The following is a 24,365-nucleotide window of genomic DNA, read 5'->3' as shown; positions in this document are numbered from 1 at the left end:
GTTTAAGGTAAAGAATCGATTCTCCGAAGATTAGAATATGAATATCAGTTCCGGAGTCCAGAGGATTTCTTTCCCGAACGAGACTTTGACCTACGTAAGTCCGGCTCGTATGGGCGGAAAAGTGCAGGCCGTGGAACCGATTCGCCGCGAGGATTTTAATTCCGATCGGAACGCGGGCGGTAAAAGTAATTTTTCCTCACCCAAAGAATCCGTGCCGACAACCCGCGGTAGTTTGATCGATTTTTACGCCTGATTTCCCTTTAAAAATTTTTTCCAAAGTTCGTGATACTGAAAGAACATTCGGATCGGAAATCCGAGAATGTTCGTATAAGATCCGTCGAAAGATTGAACCGGTCCTTCTCGGTCCTGAACTCCGTAACTTCCCGCCTTATCCAAGGGAGAATATTTTTCAATGTAGGTTCGGATTTGTTCGCGATTCCAAGAACGAAAATGAACTTGAGAAGAATCGAACGCGAATCGTTCCAACCCTCGATCGGAAATTCCTAATCCGGAATAAACCGTGTGAGTTTTTCCGGACAATCTTCCGAGTATTTCCGTCGCTTCCGAAACGTTTTCGGGTTTTTGCAGAATCGAGTTTTCGTAAACGACGATCGTATCGCAGGCAATCAAAAATTCATCCTTGGATCTTGTGCCTAACTTGGACAAAGAAATCCTTTTTAAATATTCCAGAGGACGTTCGTTCTTCAAAGAACTTTCGTCTATATCCTCCGCCTCGATTCTAAAATCAAGGTCCAAGGATTCCAAAACTTGTTTTCTCCGAGGAGATCTGGATCTGAGGACGATCATAGATCCACAGTTTGAGAAAAGCCTTGCTTTGCATCCGTTTTCCTGCCGATATTGTTAGGGATGAAAGAGAATCAACAAACTCTGCGGGATAAAATCGGATTTGTTATTTGTGTTCTTATTTTTGCCTGGAACGTTTCGATCCTTTCGCAAACGGTTCCAAACGAATCTAAGGATCTGAAAGAAAAACAAAAGGTCGAATCCGATCGAGAATTGATCGAAACGGGGAAGCTGGAATCGACTCGAAAAAAAACATATCTGGCATTGAAGGGAATTCGAATTTCTCTTTTGAATTTCGGGAAAAAACAGGAGCTGGACAAACTCGCCGGGGATTACGGGAAGGCTGAAACTCTTTATCTGAAAGCGGAATACGGAAACGCCACCGCCGCGTTTGAAAGTATTTTTAAAACGATCGTTCCTTTGGAAGAAACGATTCGGAAAGACTACGAGAACAGAACGATTCAGTTGGGACAGGAATTGGCCCCTTTGATCGTATCGATTCGTTTGGACGAAAAAAACAAAAACCGATCCATTCTCCCAGTATTAGAAAAATATTATGTTCGTTCCGGAGAAACGTCTAAAGTCGCCTCCAAAGAATTGGAAAAGGGGGAAAGAACCTCCGCTCTTTATTACCAAAGACAATCTCTTCTTTCACTCTATCAAATTAAAATTCTTTTGGGAAAAAACGAGGATTCCAAACTTTCCCTTTCGGATAAAATCTCCAAAAATAGAATCCTCGATACCGATTACCTAAAACCGGAAGAATTGATTTATTGGGACGACGCGGAAGGTCGTTTGAATGCGGAGGAAGAAAGGAAAAAAGACAGAACAAAAACCGTAAAGTCGTACGAATTGAAATTGGGGATTTTTTCCGGAAAATCGGAAAAAGAAAGCGAAACCAAAAGTCAGGATTCCGCCCAAAATCCTCCTAAATCAAATACAATAAAACCGTAATATTCAAAATAACAAACGTATGATTCCCTTCCGTAATCAGAGCCTGTCCCGTTTTCGTTTTGTTTGGATTTGTTTTTTGATTTTTTTGATCTTTCCTTATTGTAGAAGAGGAAGTTTTGATCGAATTAGAGAATCCAGTTTTCAATCCCTCTGCAAAAGATATCTTCTTTTCTGCGATCAAATCGTCGCCAAGATCGATATGTTCGACTGCGATCCGTTGCATAATACGTATGAAAGCGACGGAACTCATTACATCGATCGGGATGTTCTCGTGGACGATTTTACCGTAGAAAAAGAGGAAAAAGAAGCGGAAATCTTCGATCCGTATTCCGAAAAAAAACCTAAAAAAGAAAAAACAAAGGATACAAGTTCGGACTTCGGAAAAAACATTCGAATCGATTCCCGCAAACTCATCCGTACTTTCGATACGGAGCGCGGAAAAAAACCGTCCATGGCAAACGGCGGAGAATCCATAGAAGAGATTCGGCCTTGTTATCCGGTAAAACCACAATACAATCAGGAGTGATCCGTTGAACGATTTATTTGACGTAAAAGGCAAAACGGTTTTAGTGACCGGGTCCACTCGCGGGATCGGAAGACATTTCGCGGAAGGTTTTAAAAACGCGGGCGCCGTCGTTTATGGAACGGGTTCTTCGGAAGAATCGATCAAAAAATTCGACGGTTCCGGAATCAAAGGTTTTGCCGCGGACATTCGCCAACCGGATGTGATGACTCCGATCATCGAATCCATCGTCAAAGAACACGGAAAGTTGGACGTGCTTGTCAATAACGCGGGAATCGCTTCGAACAAACCGGCCGCTTTTTTAAAGGAAGATGAAATCGAATCCATCATTCAAACGAATTTTACGGGAGTGTTCAGAGCTTGTGCGGCTTATTATAGGATTCATAAAAAGAAAGGCGGAAACATTATAAATATTGCATCTATTCTCGGAATGAGAGGAACAAAGTTGGCTTCCGTTTATTCCGGCACGAAAGGCGCGGTCATCAATATGACCCGCGCTCTTGCCGTGGAATGGATCGGTTCGGGTTATCGTGTGAACGCGATTTGTCCGGGTTTTATCGATACGGATATGACGGATATGATCAAAGAAAAACCGGAAGTTTTGGAACAGATGACCAATGCGATCCCGATGGGAAGGCTCGGAAAACCGGATGATTTGGTGGGGGCTGCGATTTTTTTTGCGAGCGACGCGTCCGCTTATATTACCGGACAAACGATCGTAATCGACGGAGGAATTACCGCAGGACTTTGAAAGAGTCTAATAAACATGATTCTTTCTCTTCATCCGATCAATCCTGAAAAAAGAAAACTCGAGCAGATTTCTAAAAAGCTGTCGGAAGGAAAGGTTTATATTTTTCCGACCGATACGGTTTATGCTTTGGTTGCGGACTCTCAATCCAAGACGGGTGTTGAAAAATTATACGAACTCAAAAATATCCCTAAAAACCAACCTCTTTCCTTGATCTGCCCCAACATTTCGGTTGCTTCCGGTTATATAGAATTTCTTTCCAACGACGCTTTTAAACTGATGAAAAAAATCACTCCGGGTCCGTTTACGTTTATCGCGCGCGCTAATAAACACCTTCCCAGAGTTTCTTTTTCCAATCAGAAAGAAAAACAAATCGGGATTCGAATTCCGGATTCGATTTATTTACAAGAATTGTTGAAGATTCATCCGAACCCGCTAACATCCACTTCCGTTTTTAACCATGACGAATTTATCATCGAAGTCGATTCTCTCGAAGAAATGTACGGTTCTCGGGTTGAGGGAATCATAGACGGCGGCATTGTACAAGTCGAGTTATCTACGATTCTGGATATGACGGACGATGAAATGACGATCGTAAGAGAAGGAAAGGGTTTTGAACTTCTATAATCGATGTCGGATTAACATTTTTTTGGAAATAAATTTCTAAAACGCGAGCTCAATGAGGAATAAAATCGGATACAACTTCGTCTCTTTCCTCTAAGACGTCCGTGTCTTAGAATGTGAAATGCGGTTCGAAGCAGGTTACGATGAGACGATTTCCATGTTTTCTTTTCATTTTTATTCTCTTACACAATTGCGCCGTCAAATCCATGGAAAACGCCTGCGATCCGAGCGGTTCCCTCTTTTACAAATCCTTACTTGTTAATTTTATTTTAACCTCGGGACAAGCGACCGTTTGTGGAATCAGCCTCGTAAAAATCCCTCAACCTACAATTCTCAACGTAAAGTCGAGAGGTCTTTTAAACACCGGATTTTTAATCGGAGAAACCGATTCATCCGTTTCGGGAGTTCAAGTTGCTTTGGATGCCGGTCCGTTCGTGGATGCACAAAGGTCCGGAACTCAGTGGAAGTTTCAACTTCCCGCAGCCGGACTTCCGACCACACTTCCTACAACGGGGGTTTGGAAAGACTGGAGTTTACATACGATTTCGGTTCGATCCGTTTTCAACGAATCGGTTTCTCTTCCGGTTACGATTACCGTTCAAAAAGGATCGAATAAGGACATAGACGGAGACGGTTATCCGGATGCTTTGATCGGTTCTCAAACTGCAAACCGGGTAAGGGCCTATCTTTCCCTTGGAAAAACGAAAGGTTTAAATTCCGTTCCGGTCACTCTGCTGAACGGTGTGGGCGGATTCGGTTATTCCGTTAAGTTAGGAGACATCGATGGAGACGGTTACGCGGACGCAGTTGTGGGAAGTACAACAAACACGTTTGCGGTTTATCTGGGAGCGGGCGGTGGACTATCTACAACTGCGATTAGTAATATCGCAATCGGAGCCGGGGGTTTATTGAACGTAGACGTAGGCGATATCAACGGCGACGGATTTGGCGACGTTTTAGTCGGAGCGCCGTATGACTTAGGAAATATAGGGCGAGTTTATTCTTATTTCTCCAATGCGATCGTGGGACAAGGAGTTACGATGAGTCAACAATTGAACAATCCGGGAAATGCGGGAAGCGCGACATTTTACGGATATGCGATCACGTTAGGCGATATCAACGGGGACGGTAAATCGGATGCGATCGTCGGAGCCGTGGGCTCCGGACAAATCGGTGCGTCTTTCGTTTATCTCGCACAAGGAGCCGGAACTTTTGCGGCTTATTCTCAAACGATTACGGGCTCGGCGGCAAACGAGTGGTATGCAAATTCAGCAGTTGCGACGGATATCAACCGGGACGGTTTTGCGGATTTGTTCGTAGGCGCCTATCAAGAGTCGGCCGGGGGCGGTAGAGTTCATTTGTATTTATCCGATTTCGGAGTTCTTGTCAACGCAGTCAGCGGGCCGATTTCGGGAGTGGGCGGATCTCAAACAGGAACTTCGGTCGCAACCGGGGATATCAATGGAGACGGATTTTTAGATCTCCTCGCGGGAGGTTATTCTTATACTTCTACGTTTCCAAATCAGGGACACGCGGTTACGTACCTGACAACGGGGGACACATTCGGTTTTGTGGCGAACTCGCTGAATTTTTTAACCGTAGCGGTAAACTTAGGTGATATGGGAAATGCAATCGCTTCGGGAGATATCAATGGGGACGGTTTGAGTGATGTTCTTGTGGGAGCTCCCAGTTCTGTCGGCGGAACCAATATAGGAAACGTATATCTTTATCTTTCCGACGGATCCGGCGGATATACTTCGACCCCACAAACGTTTTCCGAACCGGATGTCAACGGAACGTTTGGGACTTCCGTAGATTTATGATCATCCAATCCGCTTCTTCCATTCCTCTTCTTTAAAACCTACAAAGCCGAAACCGTCTCCTAAAACAAAAGGTCGTTTAACCAAGTTTCCGTTTTTAGAAAGAAGATCCAATTGTTCTTCGATTGGCATGGAAGCCAATTTGTCCTTGAGACCCAATTCTTTATAATCGTTGCCGGAAGTGTTAAAGAGTTTTTTCGATTCGTTTCCAAGATATTTGAGCATCGTTTTGAGTTCCGTTTTTTTGGGAGGGGTTTCTCGGATCGGCAAAACTTCCAATTCCACTTTTTTTCCGGAAAGAAATTTGAGAGCGTTCCTACAAGTGGAACAATTTTTATATTCGTAAACTTTCAGTTTCAAGATTCATTCTCCGGTATCGATGGTTTGTGATTCTTTTTTCGAGTCAAGTTTTCCTCCGTTTCGAGGATTGACAAGTTTGCCTCCGTCAATTTTGGGCGAACCCCTCGCCTTTTTTTCTTACGGAAAAAAAGGCGAGGGGCCGCGCTTTCGGCTCCAATCAACAAATTGATAGATAGTCCTAAAAGCGAAATTTTTTTATAGTTCCAATTTGTTGATTCCGCTTCAATCGCTTTCGCATTGATGATATAGAACTCGCGTTATTTTAGAAACTCATACTTGCGGCGAAGAATTTTCTTCCATTGGTTGAAAAATCTTTTCGTTGAAACGTTCAATTTTAACCGATAGAATTCTTACGGGAAGTCTCGGGCGTGTTGAATAAAAAAACAAACTTAACCGGAAGACAAAAGGCCGCGGTTTTTCTCATCGCGGTCGGAAGCGAAGTGTCTTCCGAGATATTTAAACACCTTCGAGAGGACGAGATCGAGCAGATCACGTTCGAAATCGCGCGACTTGATAAGATCACTCCGGAAGACAAAGAAAAAGTTTTAGTAGAATTCAACGAGCTGATGATGGCTCAGGAATTTATCTCCAACGGGGGGATTGATTTCGCCCGAGGTCTTTTGGAAAAGGCGCTCGGAAATCAGAAAGCGATCGACATCATCAACCGACTCACTTCTTCTTTGCAGGTCAGACCTTTCGACTTTATTCGAAGAACCGACCCTCAGCATTTATTGAACTTTATCCAAAACGAACACCCTCAGACGATCGCGTTGATTCTTTCTTATTTGGATCCTCAGAAGGCTTCGAACATTCTTTCCAACTTACCGCATACGATTCAGGCGGAAGTCGCAAAACGAATCGCAACGATGGACCGGGTTAGTCCGGACGTACTTCGAGAAGTGGAACGGGTTTTGGAAAGAAAACTTTCCACCTTGGCATCCGAAGATTATACTTCCGCCGGTGGTATCGATTCCGTGGTCGAGATTTTGAACTTGGTGGACCGTGGAACGGAAAAGACCATCATCGAAGCCCTGGAGGAAGAAGACCCGGAACTCGCGGAAGAGATTAAAAAGAGGATGTTTGTATTTGAGGACATCGTTCTTTTGGACGACCGTGCGATTCAAAAGGTGATGCGAGAAGTGGATAATTCCGATTTGGCAAAAGCTTTGAAATCTGTCGATACGGAAGTTCAGGAAAAAATCTTTAAGAACATGTCCAAACGCGCGGCGAACCTTCTTCGGGAAGATATGGACTTTATGGGTCCGATTCGGATCAAGGACGTGGAAGACGCGCAGCAGAAAATCGTAAATATCATTCGTAAACTCGAAGACGCCGGTGAAATCGTCGTCGCTCGCGCCGGTGAAGACGAACTCGTTATGTGATTTAATTTTTTCGTTTCCGGAAAAATTTTTCACTTCGAATTTTTTTGAATGAACTCTGGTTGTATGATCCGGATTTTAAAAATTTTCACATATTCTTTGATCGTTTCGATTCTGCTTTCCTGCGGATACGAAGCTCCGCAGGCTTTGGATCTCACACACGCCGAATGGAGCGCGAGTTTGGGAAACCATCTCAAAAATAAATTAGAAAAATCGAATATTCAAAATTCTTTTCTAAAAAACAAAAAAGAAAAAACGAATATTGAAACCGACCTTAAGGAAAAAGAACCCAAAAATTCGGAAAATTGGAAGTCGATTCCGAGCTTCCCGGTGAGTTTTAATTCTCTTTTTGAAATACCCGATCAATCCGGATTTCACGACGTAACCGTAAAGGTGGAATTTTCGGTAAACTCCGAGTTGATAAAGTCGCCGACCGCGATTTATTTTCCGGACATAGGAGAAAATTGGGAATTGTATCTTAACGATGTTTTGGTCCGAAAAGAAAGATTTCCAAAACGGGTCGATAACAACGATTTGACTCCTTCGATTCGAAGATCCTTAAAGTCCGTAATTTTACCGATTCCATCGGGAGCCTTAAAAGAGGGAAAAAATACGATTTTTTTATACATGGTCGGGGAATCGAATCTCACGTCTTATTTTCAAAACGATCATTTCGGATTTTATCATACAAGCGGGTATAAAATTTCCCCGATTCAAAAAATTTACGAATCCACATCCGAGTATTTCGAAGTATTTTTGTATGGAATTTATTTTATATTCGGAATTTATCATGTATTTTTTTATGCGATACGAAGACAAGATTTGTATTATATTTATTTCGGATTTTTATCCTTTGTTTCTTCGGTTTATTTTTTCTCGTCTTCAAATTTGATCTTTCAAAAATTCGTGAATCCGAATTCGGAAATCGATAGTTCCCACTTTTTTAGGATCGAGTATTCTTCTCTGACGTTGATTCTTCCCGCGTTTTATTATTTTTTGAAAGACTACTTTTACCAAAAAGAAAAGACGAATGTAGTTCCGACATTCTTTCTCATTCTTTTGGTCGGGTTGTTTTTTGCGATCCTTGTTGTTCCGTTTTCCTGGATATACGCGGCCGTTGGGATCTGTCAAATTTCGATGATTTTCTTTTCGATTTACATTCTGTTCTTTGCGATTCAAACCGTAAGAAAAAAAAGAAAAGATGCGCGTACGATATTGGCCGGGATTTCCGTATGTATCGTTTTTGCGGTATGGGATTTATCGGATTCTGTTTTTAAAATTGTCGGGCCTCATTATTCTTTTTTTAAGATCGTTTACTTGCTTTTTATCGTCGCGATCGTAAGGATTTTGATTTCGAGATACATCCAACTTTATAAGGACGCGCAACTTTTAAATACGCAACTTTCCAGTCAGAAAGACGCCTTCTATCGTTTTGTTCCCGTGGAGTTTATTCGAATTCTCGACAATGAATCTCCCGTATCGATTTCCATCGGAAATAATAAAGAGAAATCGATGACTGTCCTGTGTTCCGATATTTGGAATTTTACGAATCTTGCGGAAACGATTCCGTCGAGTCGGACGATCGCATTCTTAAATTCTTATTTATCCGAAATGGAAGAACTCGTTTATAAAACTGCGGGTTTTGTGGATAAATATATGGGGGACGCGATACTCGCGCTTTTCGCGGATTATAACGATCGAGCGGAAAAGGAAAATTTCAATTCGGCCGACAACGCGGTCGAGTCCGCGATCAAAATGGTGAGCGCCGTTCGATCGGCAAAAATGCGAAAGGGTTTATCGACTGAATGGAATTTGGAGATCGGTATCGGGATCAATACGGGTTCTTTGATTTTAGGAACAGTGGGAAGTCAAAGGCGAATCGACACCACCGTGATCGGAGACGCGGTCGATCTTGCCTCAAGCCTTCAATCTCTTACTTCCTTGTATCAAAGTAGAATATTAATATCTCATCATACGTATCTTCGACTCCATAACATGAGCGAGGCGGGGATTCGTATGATCGACTCGGCGTATATAAAAGGAAGAAACCGGCCCGTGGATATTTACGAAGTGTTTGAATCCGATCCGGAAGAGATCAAAAAATTTAAACTGAAAACGTCGGATCTATTGTCTCAAGGGATTCTCGAATATAAATCCGGAAAATTCGACGAGGCCGCTAAAATTTTCAAACAACTTTATCGGGAGGAACCCGGGGATAATCTTTCTAAGATTTATCTGAAACGTTGTAAACTTTATTCTTCCAAACCTCCCGAAGAAAATTGGGACGGAATTTTTAGATTTCAATCGAAATGATATTAGAGTCGTTGAAAATTAATTCTCCATTTGTTTCCGTTTCGTTGAAATGGACGATTGAAGCGGTTTTATAAATCGCGACGATTGAATTTTTCAATAACTCTAATATTTGTAGAAGGAAACTTCGAACGGATTTTTTCGTTTTTGCCTTAAGTAATTTAATGTTTTATAATGTACGAATGGAAAAACTTCAGATCAAACCCTTCTTTCGTTTTAAAACGTTTTCCTTCCGGATTATTTTCTTATCGATTTTTCTTTTCCCGACGTTTTCCGTTTTTTCTTCCGATCTTCCCGATTTTCAACTCAAGGATCAAAGAGGCCAGGTTCTGAGTTCAAAAACTTTGAAAGGAAAAGTCGTATTCCTTTTGGGTTGTTCTTATACGGACGTCGTACTTTGCAGAAAACACGGCAGAAAAATCTATTGGAGAATGCAGAACCTGATCGATGAATCCAAGGATTTTGTCGAATTCGTTGCGTTTATCGATCTTAGAAACGCGCCGAGTGCGGTGTCGGTTTATATCGATGAAAACAAATCCAAAAATTACGAATCGATTTTTTTGGACTCGAAAGGAGTTTTATCTTCGGGAATCCGATCCGATTTTTCCTGGTTAAGGATTTTTTCCGGTAACAAAAAGCAAATTTTCGAATCTTACTACAAAGAAGTGGATGATAGAACCGTTGACTCTCTTTATGAAATCGTACGAAAACAAAGAAAATAAAACGCCGATTTTAATCTGTGTTTCGATTTGTTTTTTCCTTTTTGATTGCGTTCAAAAAAAACCGCAACAAGCCGCTTATTGGAAAGAATATATTTCCTACCAAAAAAGTATTCTACGCGAATATCCGACCGGAGGAATTAGAAACGCCTTATTCGGAAATTTAACTTCGGCGGACGAATCTCTTCTGAAAGAAAAAGACGGCAAACTTTCAATCGACTTTTATCTTCAAAAAACGGACGGGGGATTTCGAAATATTTTCACGACTGAAAAAATTCCGGAGAACGTTCCCTATCGAATCCATGCGGAATATTTTCCGACTTCTTTCCGGGATCAAAAGACTTTTCGAATGAAACGCGAAACCGTTTCGATTCTGCCGGCTTATAGTTATCTTGATTTTTTTCATCACGTGGATCGGCTTCAAAATTTTCTTCGTTTCGGCTCTAATGATTCCACCAAACTCGCTTCGATTTCAATTGCACATCGGTATCTTTGTTCCGTTTCTCATTGTGATTTGGGAAGGACGGAGAATTCATCTTGGCTTCTTTACGAACTGAACGACTCGACCGAAACGGAGTATCCGCAATTTTATAAACGATTTTATAAACTCTTAAATCAAGTTTCCTACAGAATCGCGATCTTTAAGTCCGGAGAATTTTTAGACGGAATCGAACTCTATAACGAAGGAACCAAAACCTTTTTAAAAATTCCGGACACTCCCGTTGGTTATTGGAGTAAACCGGAAACTCTTCACGTCCGTGTTTCCTTATCCGTTCAAGTTTACGGACTTAAAATTGATATTAGAAGTTTAGGATATAAGTTTCGTTTTTATTCATCCAAAAATTACGAAAAGATCACGGGGGAATTTTCGAAATTTCCGGAAAAAAAAATCAGCGGTCGTTTCCTTCGGGTCTTTCCGCCCGGAATGGTGAATTGGTTTATTCCCGGAAACATGGACGACTACTTTGATCGGTATTTTCTTCTTCTTGTGCAGGGAAGCGAAGGAAACGGAGGAAACAAATTCGAATCGGAGTTTCTTCGAAACGGAAACAACATGAAAGTGATTCTAAAATCTCAGGCTGAAATTTTTCGAGATCCTTTCACTCCATTTCGTTCTTCGAATGAAAAAAACGACGAACCTTCTTTCTGGGACGTATTACAGAAAAATTTAATCGAAGATCTTTCTTGAAACCCGCTTGGTGTTTGTTCCCGAAGATTGGAATTTATTTTTCTTAAAAATTAGAATCTTTCTAAAGTGCTTGACTGAGAGTCCAAATCCCGAGATCTATTTTTAGTTCTAGCGCTTCCTTGTTTCTTAGAGCGCACAAAAAAATCATAATTCAATCGATGAATTGGAGGTATTATGGAAGGAATTTCCCTTTTTACAAGTCAAGGCTTGTACTTCATTTTTAAGTGGATCCATTTTCTCGCGGGCGTTGCTTGGATCGGACTTCTTTGGTACATTAACTTTGTACAAGGTTCTTTTTTTGCCGAAACGGACGCCGATACAAAGAAAAAAGCGACTCAACAATTGGTCCCGAGAGTTCTCTGGTGGTTTCGTTGGGGAGCGATGTTTACTTTCCTCAGCGGTTGGGCGATGATCGTTTATGCGATCGTTAACGGCACGACTCTTTCCACCGGTCAATGGCTGGCGGTAATTCTCGGAGGAGGTTTGCTCGGAACTTTAATGTGGTTTAACGTTTGGTTCGTGATCTGGCCCGCTCAAAAAGTCGTGATCGCTGCCGCTAAAGGTGAAACTACGGAAAGTCCGGCTCCTCGTGCTGCAAGAGGTCTTTTGGCTTCCAGGACCAATACCCTGCTTTCCATTCCGATGTTGTTTTTGATGGGAGCCGCGAGAAATCTTCCGATTTCTTTCGAAGTAACGAGCGCTGAAGCACATACGTTCTTAGGGGTGATTTTAGTGATTCTCGCGATCGTTGAAATAAACGCGTTAACCGCAACACCGGAAAGCGCCACTTTCAAACCGATCAAAACCGTAAAAGGGGTTATCACTTCCGGGTTTGTTCTTTGTTTGATTATCTATGTTCTTCTTGAGGTTCTTCTTTAATCGATGAGGATCGACAAAAATCGAGGCGGGTCCTACCGCCTCTTACTCGTTTCTATTACCTTGATTCTCTTTTTTGCATATTGTAAGGAAGAGGAAAATCTTTCACCGGAACAAAAATCGATTTCCCAAGGGAAAGGTTTGTATATAACAAACTGCTCCGCTTGCCACAATCAAAATCCCGCGTTAGACGGCGCCGTCGGACCTGCGGTCAAAGGTTCGAACTTTGAGTTATTAAAAGCAAGAATCGTTGAGGGAACTTATCCTTCGGGTTATACTCCAAAACGCACAAGCCGGGTTATGACCAGACTTCCTTTGAACGACGATCAGATTCGGAATCTCGAGGCGTTCTTAAACGCTCCTTAATCGGAACTTATTGTGTGGCTGAAAAATAGTCGGACAACCGCGCTTTTTTGATGTTTAACTTGTATGAATTCCTTCGGTGAAACATGAGTAAACAACTTGAACCAGTTTGCGAGGCTTTGAAAAAACTTTCCGATGAAGAAAGGGAACTCCTTTACATTGATCTTCTAAAAGGTATGGAAATAGCTCCTCCTGAAGCTGAAAAAGTATGGGAAGCCGAAACACAAAAACGTTTACAGGAGATCCAAGAAGGAAAGATCAAAACAATCCCGGTTGAAAAAGTATTGGCAGATGGAAGAAAGATGTTGAATTTCATCCTCTGGCGCGAGCTGAGTACTTGGGCGCTCTTGAATATTACCACGAGCGATCGAAAACGGCAGCGGACATTTTTGAAAACCACGTTACGGAAAATCTTAAACTGATCGAACAATTTCCCGAAGGATTCTCGCTCATTGAGGCAACTTACAGGATTCGCAGATTATTCTGCGTCGTTTTCCCAATTCAATTCTCTATTGGAACGACTCTGATCTAATTTATATTCTCGCATTCATGCATCACAAAAGACATCCTGAATATTAGAAGGATCGAATAAAAGACGAACCGTTTTAATTTTCTGACTGATTGCTATTGGAAAAAGGAACCGATATCACTATAAGGACGGATGCTAAAACCGCATTATCCGCAGAGTCTTTAATTTTCAGTTGAGACCGATCGAACCCCGAACGTTTCTCATGATATCCACGATCTGAGAATGAATCTTTCCGTTTGATACGACTACTTCCGAGTTTCCGGAAAGAAAACGTTTTCCGCCGAAGTCCGTCAGTTTTCCGCCGGCTTCGGTAAGAATCACCGAACTTGCCGCAGTGTCCCAGAGTTTGACTCCTTTTTCCCAGATACCGTCTAACAATCCTTCTGCGACCCAACATGTATCCAAAACAAAAGAACCCGTTCTTCTCATGGATCGTCCGCAACTGATAAATGCGGTGATATCGGAAATGACTTCGTTTAATATTTCCTTTCTGTTTGTCGGAAAACTCGGCACGAGCATCGCGCGCGCGAGGGATTCCGTATTGGAAACGTCGATTCTAAGTCCGTTTTTAAAAGCGCCTTGCGAAAGAATGGCCGAATACTTAGTGCCGAGACCGGGAACGAAAACCACACCCGCCACCGGAGATTCCCTGTGTTCAAGTCCGATCGCGACGCAATAAAGAGGAATCCCTCTTACGAAGTTCATGGATCCGTCGATGGGATCCAAAACCCAGCGAAAAGAATTATTCCCTTCGTGTTTGTAGTTGTCTTCGGAAAGAATCGAATCGGAAGGAAAATTTTGTCTCAGATATTCCACGATGAATTTTCCCATCATCGCATCGGCTTTATGAATTTGATCCTTCTCTTCCACTTCGGTTGAAAAGGAGAAAGTTTTCAAATCTTTCTGAAGTTTCAACGCGGACTCGATAAAAATACCGGAGACGGATTGAACGGATTTGATCCTACGTTTGACTTCCTCTAAGGGAAAATCAATGGGAGGGGCAAGTGGATGGTCCATGGGTTTCTCTTCAAAAAGATTACTTTCGTTTAAGGATTTTCCAAAGCATATTCCCGGAGGGTGTTATACCCCTTTCCGTTTCGAAAGAACGAAGCCAGTCGTGCAAAGGTTCCCGTTTCACTGAATCTATAGTCATACTTTCCGGTGACAACAAAAGATCAATCAAATGCCGGAAGGTTTCAAATTGATTGAAAATTCTTTCTTGAGAGTTATCCAAAAACCGGGAACTGATCGTATGAAGTTCCACGTCGATCGGTTCGAAAACCTTACCGGGCCTCCAAACTTCCTTTGTTATGTTCAAAATAGAATGGATCAAAGAGATTTGTTTGGAATAATCCACGTCGTCGAAAAGTTCGGAGTATGTATGTTGGGCTTTGTTAAACGAAGAAACGGTTTCGACATCGATCATAAATTCTGTCTCTTTATATTTTCTGGTTAAGAAATCGACCAAGACGTCGTTTTTAAATTCAAAGGATTCTAAGGGAAGAATTCTCGCTGAAAAATAGATTCTCCGCGTTCGAACCGCCGCCGTTTTCCCTTGTAAGGGTTGTGTTACGATCATCGAAGTCGGTGCTCCGCCCAAATAAGTAAGGATAAAACTTACGACAAAAACAAACCTTTTCTCTCGGTTTTCTTCCGGAGAGGGAATCTCTTTGACCAAAAAAAGTTGGTTCGAATTTTTCTTCGGCTTTGCGATCGGAAGTACGCGACATCCCACAATCAGTTCCGGAATCAGTTGTTCCGCTTGTAAAAGAAATTCCTTGGCGGCGGAAAAATCGATTTCATACGCCGAAGTGGCCGGAAGAATAAAACTATCTTCGAATTCAAAGAATGCCGTATGCAAATTGTCCACGAAAATTTCTTGAGGTCGATTTTGTCCGGTAACGGATGCGAGAATCCGATTCAGTTCTTCGATTTGATTCAGTTCCAAAAAATAATTTCCTTTATATTGTTAAACGACTTGGTAAATCGAAGTAAGATTTCGGCCAAAATAATGATTTCACGTTGATCCGTAAAGTAACATACGGTTTATAACTAATGAGGAACCGCGGCGTTTAGTTTTTCGGTTTGACATTTTAGAATATAATAAACTCAGCATATTGATTTTTATCCCGTAAATTTATGGAAATCCTTGGAATCGGAACGATTAAAAGCCGTTTTTTCTTTGAGAAATCACCGAAACGTTTCATTTCTTTTTAGGAAAAATTCTCACTTCATAAGGATCTAAAATTTTCAAACCTGCAAGACTTTTCTTTCCGGAATGATTGATAAAGATTTCGTAATTTTGTTTTCTACCGTTTCTGAAAATTTTCTCGACGTTCGGTCCGTAAAAAGTAAACGGAAGTTTGAGATCTTTTAAAATACGACGATAGAGAAGTACAAGACTCAAGGGCTCCAAGGAAGCGCCTACGTAAACGACTTTTCCCTTGTGATAGGAGTTTGACGTGATCACGGGCGACCCTTTATAGAATTTCTTTTTATCCGTATAATGAGCCCAAACCTTCGCGGTGGTAGGTTCCAAAATTTCGCAGATCTTGGAACAGGTTCCGGGAAAAAAACGAAATCGAAATTTAACCTTTTGATTTCCGACGGCTTCGAACTTCCGAATTTTAACCCCCGCCATTTCCGCAAACGGTCCCGGAATTTGAGAATCGTACATCCAACCGTTTAAGTCTTTTGCTCCGGTCCTAAAACCCAAAATCAAAACGCCGCCTTCTCTTACGAATTGTTCCAATCGTTTAAAAACGTCGTCCGCGACCATGGTGTACATCGGTAATATTATAATTTTATAATTTTTAAAATCGATCTTGGAAGCGGGACGGAAATGAGTGTTGACATTCAATACGTTCATTCCCGAAAACCAGGTCGCCATTTCTATATCGTATCCCAACTGAGACCAAGGTACGGGCGAAAATTTTAAACCCGTTGAAATCGGTTGGTGTTTCCAGTTTCTTGCGTTTTCTATATCGTGTACGACCGCAACTTCGGCGGGAAACGATTCTTCCGTAAAGTCTTCCGCGTGTTCGGCGATCTCTTGAATTCCCTTTTGTAATTCGAAATAACGATCCGTTTTTTCCTTATCGTGATCTAAAATTCCGTAACAGAGTTGTTCCTGCCCGAAACGAGCGGTTCTGTATCTGAAAAAATAAACCGCATTCGAACCGTGAACGATCGAATGTTTCATCCAAAGTTTGATTTGTCCGGGAGCGGGAAGATAACCGAGTAAATCGTGTCCTTGAAAACCGGAAATTTGTTCCATCACAGTAAAAGGAAGATTCTTCAGACCTCGATTGTATTGTTGCATCGCCGATATAAACGGATGCGGAAACGGAGCTTCTTGTTCTCCCCAGGTCGGATAGTTATCCCAAGAAATGTAATCGAGATACGTAGCCAACTCGGCCATGTCGATAATCGGTAAAAACGGAGAAGGATATAAGTTTGTAGTCAGCGGTCTTCCTACGGAAAATTTTCTGAGGATTTGAGCCTGAAGTTTTACGAAGTCGACGATCGTATCGGAATGAAATCGATAAAAGTCCTGAATGTGAGAAGGATGAAAGTTACTCGCGACACGGCGACCGGGAATCTGAATTTCCTCAAAGGAATTGTAGAGCATTCCCCAGAAAACGTTTCCCCAAGTTTCGTTTAAGTTTTGGATCGTTTTGTATTTGTTCTTCAACCAAACTCGGAAGGCCCTTAAAGAAGTTTCCGAATGATCGATATCGGAACCTTCGTGACCGATTTCGTTGTCGATTTGCCAACCGATTACGGCCGGATGATTTCCGAAATTTTTAGCCATTGCGGTCACGATCTTTACGACCGCTTTTTTGTAATTGGGAGAAGAGAAACACGCTTGTCTTCTTGTTCCGATTGTTCTTTGAATTCCGTCCCGTTCTTGAAGGATGTCCGGAAATTTTTTGGCGAGCCAAGGAGGAAAGGTCGCCGTCGGAGTTCCGAGAATCGCGGTCATTCCGTTTTTTTCCAACAAGTTGAGAATATGATCGAAAAAAGAAAAATCGTATTTCCCTTCCTTGGGTTCCATCATCGCCCAAGCGAACTCCGCGAGACGAACGGAATTTAAACCCATTTCTTTCATGATGGAAATATCTTCTTCCCAATCTTTTTTGGTCCATTGTTCCGGATAGTAATCGGCGCCGAATATCATTCCATTCTCCTCTTTTGTTTCGAAAGAGATATCATCGAAGGTGAATCTGAAAAGAAAGAAAACCGTCGCTGCGGGTTGTCTAAAAGAAAAAATACTGTCTTTTCCGGGAAAGTCTGAGACGATACGAATGACGTAAGCTGCGACACATACGCAACCTCGAAACTCTCATTTCTCGCCCAAAAGGATTCCATGCAGAACCAAGATTCATTGATATACGGAATTTTACCGGATGTTCATTTCCGATATTCCGTCGCTGAAATTTCATACTCCGTTACAGCGGCTTCAAACTTGCATAACTTGGACGACCCGGATACGGAACTACTCGCAAGAACGATGATCGGCGCTTTTTTTTTAGCGGATCAAATCAAAGAAGATACGAAGGTCAGTTTACAAATTCAGTTTAACGAAGATTCTTTTACACATTCGGTACTTGCTTACAGCGATCGACAAGGAAGAATGAAGGCCGTTCTCAGGGAAAGACCCGAGGAAGACGTGGAACCCGGTAAAACGATGGAAGATTATGCCGGGATATTGAAAGTCTTTCGCTGGAAGGACGGAGCTTGTATCTATCAATCCGTGGTTCCCTATTTGAATAAAAGTTTCGAGGAAAATTTTCAGAATTATCTGAACAGCTCCGAACAGATCACATGTTTCGTAACTCTTTATATTCAAAAAAACGGTTTCCACTGGGATGTGCGCGGAATTCTCTTACAATCCCTGCCGGAAGCAAAGGAAGAACACATTCAAAAAGTAGCAAGTCTTTCCGAACAAATCAACACAAACGTAAACGAGTTCTTAGGAAAGAACGTCTATAATTGTTTGAGTAAAATCGGAGAGGCAACTCGTTCCGCGGTTCAAATTTTGGAGGAAGGTCAACCGGAATTTCGCTGCGACTGCTCCGAAAATAAGATCAGAGAACTGATTCAAACGTTGGGAAAAGAAGAAGCGATGCAGATCGTGGACGAAGTCGGGATGATCGAAGTGACTTGCGAATTCTGCACTTCGATTTACCGTTTTGAAAGAGAAAAGGTAAGCGAATTATTTTGAGGAAGAATTGGAACTCGAATTTCAGAATCTGAAACTGGAAGAATTAGACAAACCCGCCGAATTTCTAGCGCCTTTGATCGTTTCCGCTTTGAAGTGGAACCTTCATCCCGTTTTTTTATTTACGGGTTCCATGGGAGCCGGCAAAACAACTTTTACTTTTAGACTGGTGAAACGGATTTCGCCGGATGCAAACGTCAATTCTCCCACTTACACGCTTGTAAACGAATATCCGATTCCATTCGATATAAATCAAAGTTCTTCGACGCAAAAATCTTCGACTATAAACCATTTCTCCGATAAAAAATCCGATTCGGAATTACGTAAGGTCTATCATTTCGATCTTCATCGATTGAAATCGCCGGTCGAATTGGAGGATCTCGGTTTTGAGGAAATTTGGGGTAAGGTCGGAGTTTCGGTCATAGAATGGTGGCAGATCGCGGAAGAGGATTTGGAGATATTGCCGTTAAAGATCGAAGTGAAGTTTAAAATCGTTTCAGAATATGAAAGAAATATTATAATCAAAAGTACTGATATAGAAAACTTTCCAACGTTAAAAAACTTGTGGAAAAAATCGGAAGGAAATCCCGCATGAAAAGGATTTTATTCTTCGATGCGACAAATCAATGGATTCTAGTGGAATCCTTTCATCTGGATCGAAACGGGGAGTTGGAAATCGTCGCTACTTATTCCGGAATTCATCCCAGGGAATCGTCTAAACTTTTGATCCGGGAATTACAAAACGTTTTAAAAAAATCGAATTGGAAAACCCCCGATTTGATCGGTTGTGCGCTTGGTCCCGGATCTTTTACCGGGCTCAGAATCGCGGTCGCAACCGCGAGAAACCTGTCGCAGCTTTGGAAAATTCCTGCGATCGGATTCGACAGTTTGAACGTCTATACATCGTTTTATTATGAAGATGTCGGCGATCCGGTAATCGTAGGAATTGAAGCCAGACAGAAAAAAATTTATTTCGGAATGGAAGATACGAGGGGATTTTTCGGGTCTATCGATGTAAAACCGGACGACATTCCGGATAAAATTCCGGAAGATCGTTTACAAACGTTCCTAACGTCCCAAAGGTTTTCGGATAATCCGGAGTTTTTTCCGGGAAATTCCATATTGGAAAATCTTCCTTCCGCATCGGCGATTTTGAATCGAAATGTAGATCTGATTTTGGAAGCGCTGGAATTTCCGGATCGATTTCCGTATTGGAAACTCGCGCCTAATTACGTGCGCGGAACGTACGTCGACAATAAGTCAACGGTTTAGCAATTATGAATATAAAGAAAAAACAAAATACAAAAAAGAAAACCTTCGGCAAGTCCGATAGAACCAAACAAGATCGAAACTCCGGTAGATCCGAAGGATTCCGGGAAAACGAAGTCGGAAAAAAAATTCTCAAGTACCTTCAGTCGCGAGCGGGTTCCGTAATCCAATTAAAGGATCTAAACGCGAAAATTCTCAGGGAAGAAAATCAAAATTCTTACGGTAAAAAAAGGGAAAAATGGCAGATTCAAGAAAGGGAAAGGGAAATTTTAGAAACATTACAAATTCTTGAAACGGAAGGATTAGTAGAATTAGAAAAGAAGAATATAATCGTCAACCCGAGTCAAAAACTTCAAGGTACGATTTCCATCAGCAAACGAGGGGACGGTTTCGTAAAACTTTCTTCCGGAATGGAGATATTCGTTCCCGGCCAATACACACAATCGGCGATTCAAGGGGATCTTGTGGAAGTTCAACCTTACGGAATCGGAAAAAAAGGAAGGTTGGAAGGCGAAGTTACGGAGATTCTCAGACGAGGACGCGATCTTTACAGAATGATCGTCACCGAAAAAGATCCTAAGTTCATCTTCGGAAAATTCTTAGACATAGACGGCGAAGAGAAAGAAGGATATCTTCTTCGTAAAACAATTCTTACGGATCTTCAAGACGAAATCAAATCCGGGGACGTTCTGATCGTAAAACTCAAAGAAGAAACGGAACACGAAAGAAATCTCTACGAAGTTCAGTTTCTACGTTTTGAGTCGGATACAAAAGAAGACTTGGATCTGATGAGAATGTTGATGAAATACAATTACAATATTCTATATCCTGAAAACATAATGTTGGATCTTCCCGAAGAAGTGGAGGAAAATACGACGGAGGATTGGGGCTCTCGTGCGGATCTTAGAGACCTAAAGTGTATCACGATCGACGGCGAATATTCCAAAGACTTTGACGACGCGATCAGCTTTGTGGAAGAAAAAAACCGAATCCGTTTTTACGTTCATATCGCGGACGTTTCCCATTACGTCAAGCAGGGAACCGAACTCGACGCGGAAGCTTATAATCGAGCCACTTCCGTTTATTTAGGAAGTCGAGTTGTTCCCATGTTGCCTCCGGAGTTGTCCGAAAATCTTTGTTCTTTGGTGGCTGGAAAAAATCGTTTGGCTTTTACGGTGGAAATGGAAGCCGATTGGAAAGGGAAAATCACCCATGCAAAATATTATAAAAGTATAATTAAGGTTGCGGAAAGATACACTTATAATCGGGCCGAATCCGAAATCCTTTCCGGGGATTCTAAAAATTGGATTTTTAGAATGAACGAATTTGCCAAGGCGCTTCGAGCCAAACGGATCGAAGACGGAAGGGTGGATTTGAATCTGAAAGAGAATAAGGTGGTTACCGACTCCGAACACAACGTTATCGAAATCGCCGTTCAGGATCGGCTTCAAGCGCACATTCTCATCGAAGAATTTATGCTCTCCGCAAACATTAAGGTTGCTGAATATATTCGTAAGAAAAAACATCCGACCTTGTATCGAGTTCACGAACCGATGAACGAGGAAAAACTCGAATCTCTGAACGCTTTCTTGCAACTGAACGGAATTAAAATCTCACTGAAAGATTCAAGTTACAAAGCGATCCGAGTGGTTTTGAAAGAACTGGAAGACAAACCCGCAGAGAGATTATTCAACATGTTTTTGCTGAGAACCTTTATGCAGGCTTATTATTCGGGAGAACATCTCGGACATTGGGGTTTGGGATTCGAGGATTATTGTCATTTCACTTCGCCGATTCGAAGATATCCGGATCTCGTTTGTCATCGGGTTTTACAAAACATTCTACTGAGCAAAAAATCCCTCTATACTTCCGAGGAGATCGTCACTTCTGGTTTGCATTGTTCTCATCAAGAGCGAAAGGCGAGTGACGCGGAACGGGATTATTACAAACTCAAAGCGTGTCGTTATCTGGAAAAAACGGGTATTAAAGAATTTTCCGCAACGATTACGGGTTGTAAACCGTATCTGATTTTTGTGGATCTGGAGAATCCGGCTGTGGACGCCTGTTTACTTTCTTCCGAATTTACGGATGAAGGGGAAATTCGATTGGAAACGGACTTTTCCTTTTATTCAAAGAAGTATTCTAAAATTTATACTCTGGGAGATAAGATTGAAGTGGAACTCGATCGAATCGATTACGAGGAAATTAGGATCTTTGTTAAAATGAAAAAATTTCAGAAGAAAGTATAGACGTCGATTTTTAAAATTCAGTCGTCGAAAGACAAAAAATTAGGAAATTTATTATAAACCGGTTGGAAGAGAGATCGCAAATTCACTTTTAAAAAAGACTTCCTTCCGGATATTTGGTTGTATGGCCTTTCGAATTTTATTTGTTTCGATTCTTTTGAGTTCTTTCGCAACTTCGTTATACGCGGATTTGAAGGAAGGTAAGAAGGCTTACGCGAGAAAGGATTTTTCCAAAGCCATGGATGAGTTCCAGAAGTTCAACGATTCCAATCCGTCTTCCGGAGAAGCGTGGATGTATATGGGTTACATCTACGAATACAGAAGAGATTATCCGAAATCCATTCAAAGTTTTAAAAAAGCGGTCGGCCTTAGTTTACCGAAAAAAGATTTAATCAATTGTTATCAAAAAATCATTCTCTACTTTAATTATCAGAGAGATTACCACGAAGTAATTGCGTATTCCAATCGCCTTTTGAGGATCGATCCGGATCTGACTCATATTCAAAAAATAAGAACCACCGCAGAAGAGCGGCTTTCTTCCGGTCACGTTGTGCATCATCGTCCGAAAAAACATACGGAAGAACCGGAAACGAGCGGACCGAATACGGAAGAAGATTATCTTAAAATTCTTAAAAAAGATCCAGACGATGTTTCCGCGCGTTGGAATCTTTCTCTCGTTTATGCAAATCATAAAAAATTTCAACAATCGGAAACTCTTTTAGAAAGACTCGTAAAAGACTTTCCGGAAAAACACGATTATCTTTACAAGTACGGAGTAATTCTCATTCGGCTTGAAAAATATTCCGAAGCGCTCCGGGTTTTGGATAAACTCGAAGATAAAATCGGAAGCGACAATGCTAAGATGTTATATTATGCAAATTTAAATCAAGCGGTCGCCTATCATAAGATGAAACGTTATGAGGATGCCGCTAAATATTATAGAAAATCTTACGCGGCAAACGCTACGGTTCAACCTTTGATCGGATTGACAAAACTCAAGTACGAAGTTAAGGATTGCGAAAATTCGATCAAAACCGCGGAGAGGGCTCTTGAATTCGGCGAAAGGTCGCACGAGATTCGAATGTATTTGGCCCTTTGTAAAATTCAGAATAAGGAGGAAAACGAAGGGTATACGATATTAAAGGAAATCGCTTCCAAACTCGAAAAAGAAAATCCTGAGTTCAAAAATCTTCCCGACGTTTACAACGACGGAATTCTAAAATTGGCTCGTTATTATACCAACCACGGAGAATATGAAAAGGCTCTCCGATATTTTCATTCCGTTCAATCTTCCGAAGAAGAAGAAAGAGAATATCGTTTTTATCTAGGTAAGGCGTATTATTATACAGAAAAAACCGATCAGGCCATTTTACTTTTGGAAAAAGTAAACGGTTCTTCGGGAGCTTATTATTTATTAGCAAAATGTTATGCGAATAAGGACGACCTTGAAAAAACCATGGAATACATTCGTAAAGCCGCAAATATAAAACCCGCAATTTGGGCGACTGCGACCGAGGAAAAAGAATTCGATCGATTTAAGGAAAAATCTTCCTTTAAGATTTTTTTGGAATCCAAAGGTTCCGATAAGGAAAACAATCAGGATTCCCGGACTTCGGATAAAATCTAAGAGTTTGTTCCAAAACCGTCCGATTTTATCGGAATGGCCGTAAATCTCTGCGATTGTCTTAAGTTTTGGGACAGGCTCTAAGTTTTATTCTTGCGGATTTCTCAATCGGATTAAGGAGTTCAAATCCACTTGACCCGGCGCTTTGGGTGCGTTCAAACAGCAATAGGTAAAGATAGAACCGTAAAAGTCCGGAAAAACCCTCGAAATCACTCCCATCGGACCCATACAAATTCCCGTCGAAAATACATTCAATTTTTTGCATTCATTTGCGATCTCTCGAAAAGAAGAAAGGAATTCGGTAAGTTCGACGACGGAATTCGGATAAACCGCAAATTTATAAATCAGCGGAAGATCCGCTTCGTATTTTTTATTTCCATTCAGATAAGGATCTTTAAAAATCCAGTCCCTGATTTCCGACTTCGATAAAATTCCGTCGAACTTATGAACGGATCGCACGAGACCGAAACCGTTATTCGAATGTGTTTCAAAAAGATCGTTGGGACGATTCAATTCCAGATCCAGATAATGATCTTTCGGATTTATTTTCGATACTACATGCTGAAAATCGAATTCGTTTTCTTTAGCGTATGCGACCTGATCCGTATCTTCCGGTTGTCTGTAAGTAAAAATACATTTGGCTTTCAACTCTTCGATTTTATTCGCTAGTTTTTGTTCGATGTTGTCCGGAGAAAATAAATCGAGACGGATCTCGATCCAATCGCAGGCAGGATGTTTTTTGAGAGAAAAAAACTCGTTCTCACTTACCGTAAGAACTACTTTAAATTCTCGAGCGCCCATGAA

24 protein-coding genes are annotated in these 24,365 nt (G+C 41.5%); 18 read left to right on the top strand and 6 right to left on the bottom strand.

Going from position 1 to position 24,365, the window contains the following annotated elements; genetic code table 11:
• Window positions 1–37: 37 nt before the first annotated feature.
• Window positions 38–253, top strand: coding sequence for a hypothetical protein (locus LEP1GSC060_RS11725; protein WP_003004317.1), 216 nt, complete (start codon window positions 38–40; stop codon window positions 251–253).
• On the opposite strand, the gene LEP1GSC060_RS11720 is transcribed toward LEP1GSC060_RS11725, so the two are convergent.
• Window positions 244–807, bottom strand: a complete 564-nt coding sequence (locus LEP1GSC060_RS11720; protein ID WP_036096249.1) for a nucleoside triphosphate pyrophosphatase — start codon at window positions 805–807, stop codon at window positions 244–246. The two genes, LEP1GSC060_RS11725 and LEP1GSC060_RS11720, sit on opposite strands and share 10 nt — an antisense overlap.
• 60 nt (window positions 808–867) lie before the next feature.
• Between LEP1GSC060_RS11720 and LEP1GSC060_RS11715 the strand changes: the two genes are divergently transcribed.
• The 5 genes from LEP1GSC060_RS11715 to LEP1GSC060_RS11695 all read left to right on the top strand — a co-directional run bounded on the left by LEP1GSC060_RS11715 (window position 868) and on the right by LEP1GSC060_RS11695 (window position 5,476).
• On the top strand, window positions 868–1,758 hold the full coding sequence (locus tag LEP1GSC060_RS11715) for a hypothetical protein (RefSeq protein WP_003004450.1): 891 nt from the start codon (window positions 868–870) through the stop codon (window positions 1,756–1,758).
• A gap of 19 nt (window positions 1,759–1,777) precedes the next feature.
• Window positions 1,778–2,284, top strand: coding sequence for a hypothetical protein (locus tag LEP1GSC060_RS11710; protein ID WP_003004246.1), 507 nt, complete (start codon window positions 1,778–1,780; stop codon window positions 2,282–2,284).
• 4 nt (window positions 2,285–2,288) lie between these two features.
• On the top strand, window positions 2,289–3,032 hold the full coding sequence (locus LEP1GSC060_RS11705) for an SDR family NAD(P)-dependent oxidoreductase (protein ID WP_003004193.1): 744 nt from the start codon (window positions 2,289–2,291) through the stop codon (window positions 3,030–3,032).
• Window positions 3,033–3,047: 15 nt separating this feature from the next.
• Window positions 3,048–3,656: an L-threonylcarbamoyladenylate synthase gene (locus tag LEP1GSC060_RS11700; RefSeq protein ID WP_003004843.1), complete on the top strand. Its 609-nt coding sequence runs from the start codon at window positions 3,048–3,050 to the stop codon at window positions 3,654–3,656.
• Between the two features lie 140 nt (window positions 3,657–3,796).
• Complete coding sequence (locus LEP1GSC060_RS11695; protein ID WP_003004301.1) at window positions 3,797–5,476, top strand: FG-GAP-like repeat-containing protein; 1,680 nt, start codon at window positions 3,797–3,799, stop codon at window positions 5,474–5,476.
• On the opposite strand, the gene LEP1GSC060_RS11690 is transcribed toward LEP1GSC060_RS11695, so the two are convergent.
• Window positions 5,477–5,833, bottom strand: coding sequence for an arsenate reductase family protein (locus LEP1GSC060_RS11690; protein WP_003004560.1), 357 nt, complete (start codon window positions 5,831–5,833; stop codon window positions 5,477–5,479).
• Between the two features lie 368 nt (window positions 5,834–6,201).
• Here LEP1GSC060_RS11690 and fliG point away from each other — a divergent pair, with 368 nt between their 5' ends.
• From fliG to LEP1GSC060_RS11655, 7 genes are all read left to right on the top strand, one after another.
• Window positions 6,202–7,215 (top strand): flagellar motor switch protein FliG, encoded by a 1,014-nt coding sequence (gene fliG, locus LEP1GSC060_RS11685; RefSeq protein WP_000932791.1) that lies wholly within the window; start codon window positions 6,202–6,204, stop codon window positions 7,213–7,215.
• 63 nt (window positions 7,216–7,278) lie between these two features.
• Window positions 7,279–9,525, top strand: coding sequence for an adenylate/guanylate cyclase domain-containing protein (locus LEP1GSC060_RS11680; RefSeq protein ID WP_036096246.1), 2,247 nt, complete (start codon window positions 7,279–7,281; stop codon window positions 9,523–9,525).
• A 161-nt stretch (window positions 9,526–9,686) separates the two neighbouring features.
• Window positions 9,687–10,244, top strand: a complete 558-nt coding sequence (locus LEP1GSC060_RS11675) for a hypothetical protein (protein ID WP_036096244.1) — start codon at window positions 9,687–9,689, stop codon at window positions 10,242–10,244.
• Window positions 10,216–11,430, top strand: coding sequence for an LIC10025 family lipoprotein (locus tag LEP1GSC060_RS11670; protein ID WP_003004334.1), 1,215 nt, complete (start codon window positions 10,216–10,218; stop codon window positions 11,428–11,430). The genes LEP1GSC060_RS11675 and LEP1GSC060_RS11670 overlap by 29 nt, the downstream gene beginning before the upstream one ends.
• Before the next feature lie 174 nt (window positions 11,431–11,604).
• Entirely contained in the window at window positions 11,605–12,309 is a 705-nt protein-coding gene (locus LEP1GSC060_RS11665) for a urate hydroxylase PuuD (protein WP_003004584.1), read from the top strand.
• Between the two features lie 3 nt (window positions 12,310–12,312).
• Entirely contained in the window at window positions 12,313–12,672 is a 360-nt protein-coding gene (locus LEP1GSC060_RS11660; RefSeq protein ID WP_003004830.1) for a c-type cytochrome, read from the top strand.
• 116 nt (window positions 12,673–12,788) lie between these two features.
• On the top strand, window positions 12,789–13,091 hold the full coding sequence (locus LEP1GSC060_RS11655) for an addiction module protein (RefSeq protein ID WP_003004259.1): 303 nt from the start codon (window positions 12,789–12,791) through the stop codon (window positions 13,089–13,091).
• 275 nt (window positions 13,092–13,366) lie between these two features.
• Here the strand turns inward: LEP1GSC060_RS11655 and LEP1GSC060_RS11650 are convergent, their stop codons facing one another.
• The 3 genes from LEP1GSC060_RS11650 to LEP1GSC060_RS11640 all read right to left on the bottom strand — a co-directional run bounded on the left by LEP1GSC060_RS11650 (window position 13,367) and on the right by LEP1GSC060_RS11640 (window position 17,378).
• On the bottom strand, window positions 13,367–14,215 hold the full coding sequence (locus LEP1GSC060_RS11650) for an inositol monophosphatase family protein (RefSeq protein WP_003004330.1): 849 nt from the start codon (window positions 14,213–14,215) through the stop codon (window positions 13,367–13,369).
• 19 nt (window positions 14,216–14,234) lie between these two features.
• Window positions 14,235–15,146 carry an LIC_10030 family protein gene (locus tag LEP1GSC060_RS11645; protein WP_003004273.1) on the bottom strand — a complete coding sequence of 304 codons (912 nt, stop codon included), beginning with the start codon at window positions 15,144–15,146 and terminating at the stop codon, window positions 14,235–14,237.
• A gap of 255 nt (window positions 15,147–15,401) precedes the next feature.
• Window positions 15,402–17,378, bottom strand: coding sequence for a beta-galactosidase (locus tag LEP1GSC060_RS11640; protein WP_003004659.1), 1,977 nt, complete (start codon window positions 17,376–17,378; stop codon window positions 15,402–15,404).
• Between the two features lie 189 nt (window positions 17,379–17,567).
• Here LEP1GSC060_RS11640 and LEP1GSC060_RS11635 point away from each other — a divergent pair, with 189 nt between their 5' ends.
• The 5 genes from LEP1GSC060_RS11635 (at window position 17,568) to LEP1GSC060_RS11615 (ending at window position 23,564) form a co-directional block, all read left to right on the top strand.
• Window positions 17,568–18,425, top strand: coding sequence for an Hsp33 family molecular chaperone HslO (locus tag LEP1GSC060_RS11635; RefSeq protein WP_003004199.1), 858 nt, complete (start codon window positions 17,568–17,570; stop codon window positions 18,423–18,425).
• A gap of 7 nt (window positions 18,426–18,432) precedes the next feature.
• The gene (gene tsaE, locus LEP1GSC060_RS11630; protein WP_003004934.1) at window positions 18,433–19,017 is read left to right on the top strand and encodes a tRNA (adenosine(37)-N6)-threonylcarbamoyltransferase complex ATPase subunit type 1 TsaE; all 585 of its coding nucleotides are present in this window, start codon (window positions 18,433–18,435) and stop codon (window positions 19,015–19,017) included.
• Window positions 19,014–19,694 carry a tRNA (adenosine(37)-N6)-threonylcarbamoyltransferase complex dimerization subunit type 1 TsaB gene (gene tsaB, locus LEP1GSC060_RS11625; protein WP_003004161.1) on the top strand — a complete coding sequence of 227 codons (681 nt, stop codon included), beginning with the start codon at window positions 19,014–19,016 and terminating at the stop codon, window positions 19,692–19,694. Before tsaE ends, tsaB begins: the two co-directional genes overlap by 4 nt.
• A 5-nt stretch (window positions 19,695–19,699) precedes the next feature.
• Window positions 19,700–21,940 carry a ribonuclease R family protein gene (locus LEP1GSC060_RS11620; RefSeq protein ID WP_003004490.1) on the top strand — a complete coding sequence of 747 codons (2,241 nt, stop codon included), beginning with the start codon at window positions 19,700–19,702 and terminating at the stop codon, window positions 21,938–21,940.
• Between the two features lie 121 nt (window positions 21,941–22,061).
• Window positions 22,062–23,564 carry a tetratricopeptide repeat protein gene (locus tag LEP1GSC060_RS11615; protein WP_003004599.1) on the top strand — a complete coding sequence of 501 codons (1,503 nt, stop codon included), beginning with the start codon at window positions 22,062–22,064 and terminating at the stop codon, window positions 23,562–23,564.
• Between the two features lie 84 nt (window positions 23,565–23,648).
• Here LEP1GSC060_RS11615 and LEP1GSC060_RS11610 read toward each other — a convergent pair whose 3' ends face one another.
• Window positions 23,649–24,362 (bottom strand): type I 3-dehydroquinate dehydratase, encoded by a 714-nt coding sequence (locus LEP1GSC060_RS11610; RefSeq protein WP_003004854.1) that lies wholly within the window; start codon window positions 24,360–24,362, stop codon window positions 23,649–23,651.
• Window positions 24,363–24,365: the final 3 nt, after the last annotated feature.

This window comes from Leptospira weilii serovar Ranarum str. ICFT, from assembly GCF_000332415.1.
Classification (GTDB): domain Bacteria; phylum Spirochaetota; class Leptospiria; order Leptospirales; family Leptospiraceae; genus Leptospira; species Leptospira weilii_A.
Note: the sequence above shows the minus strand (reverse complement) of the source record. Positions and strands in the feature narration are given on the sequence as shown.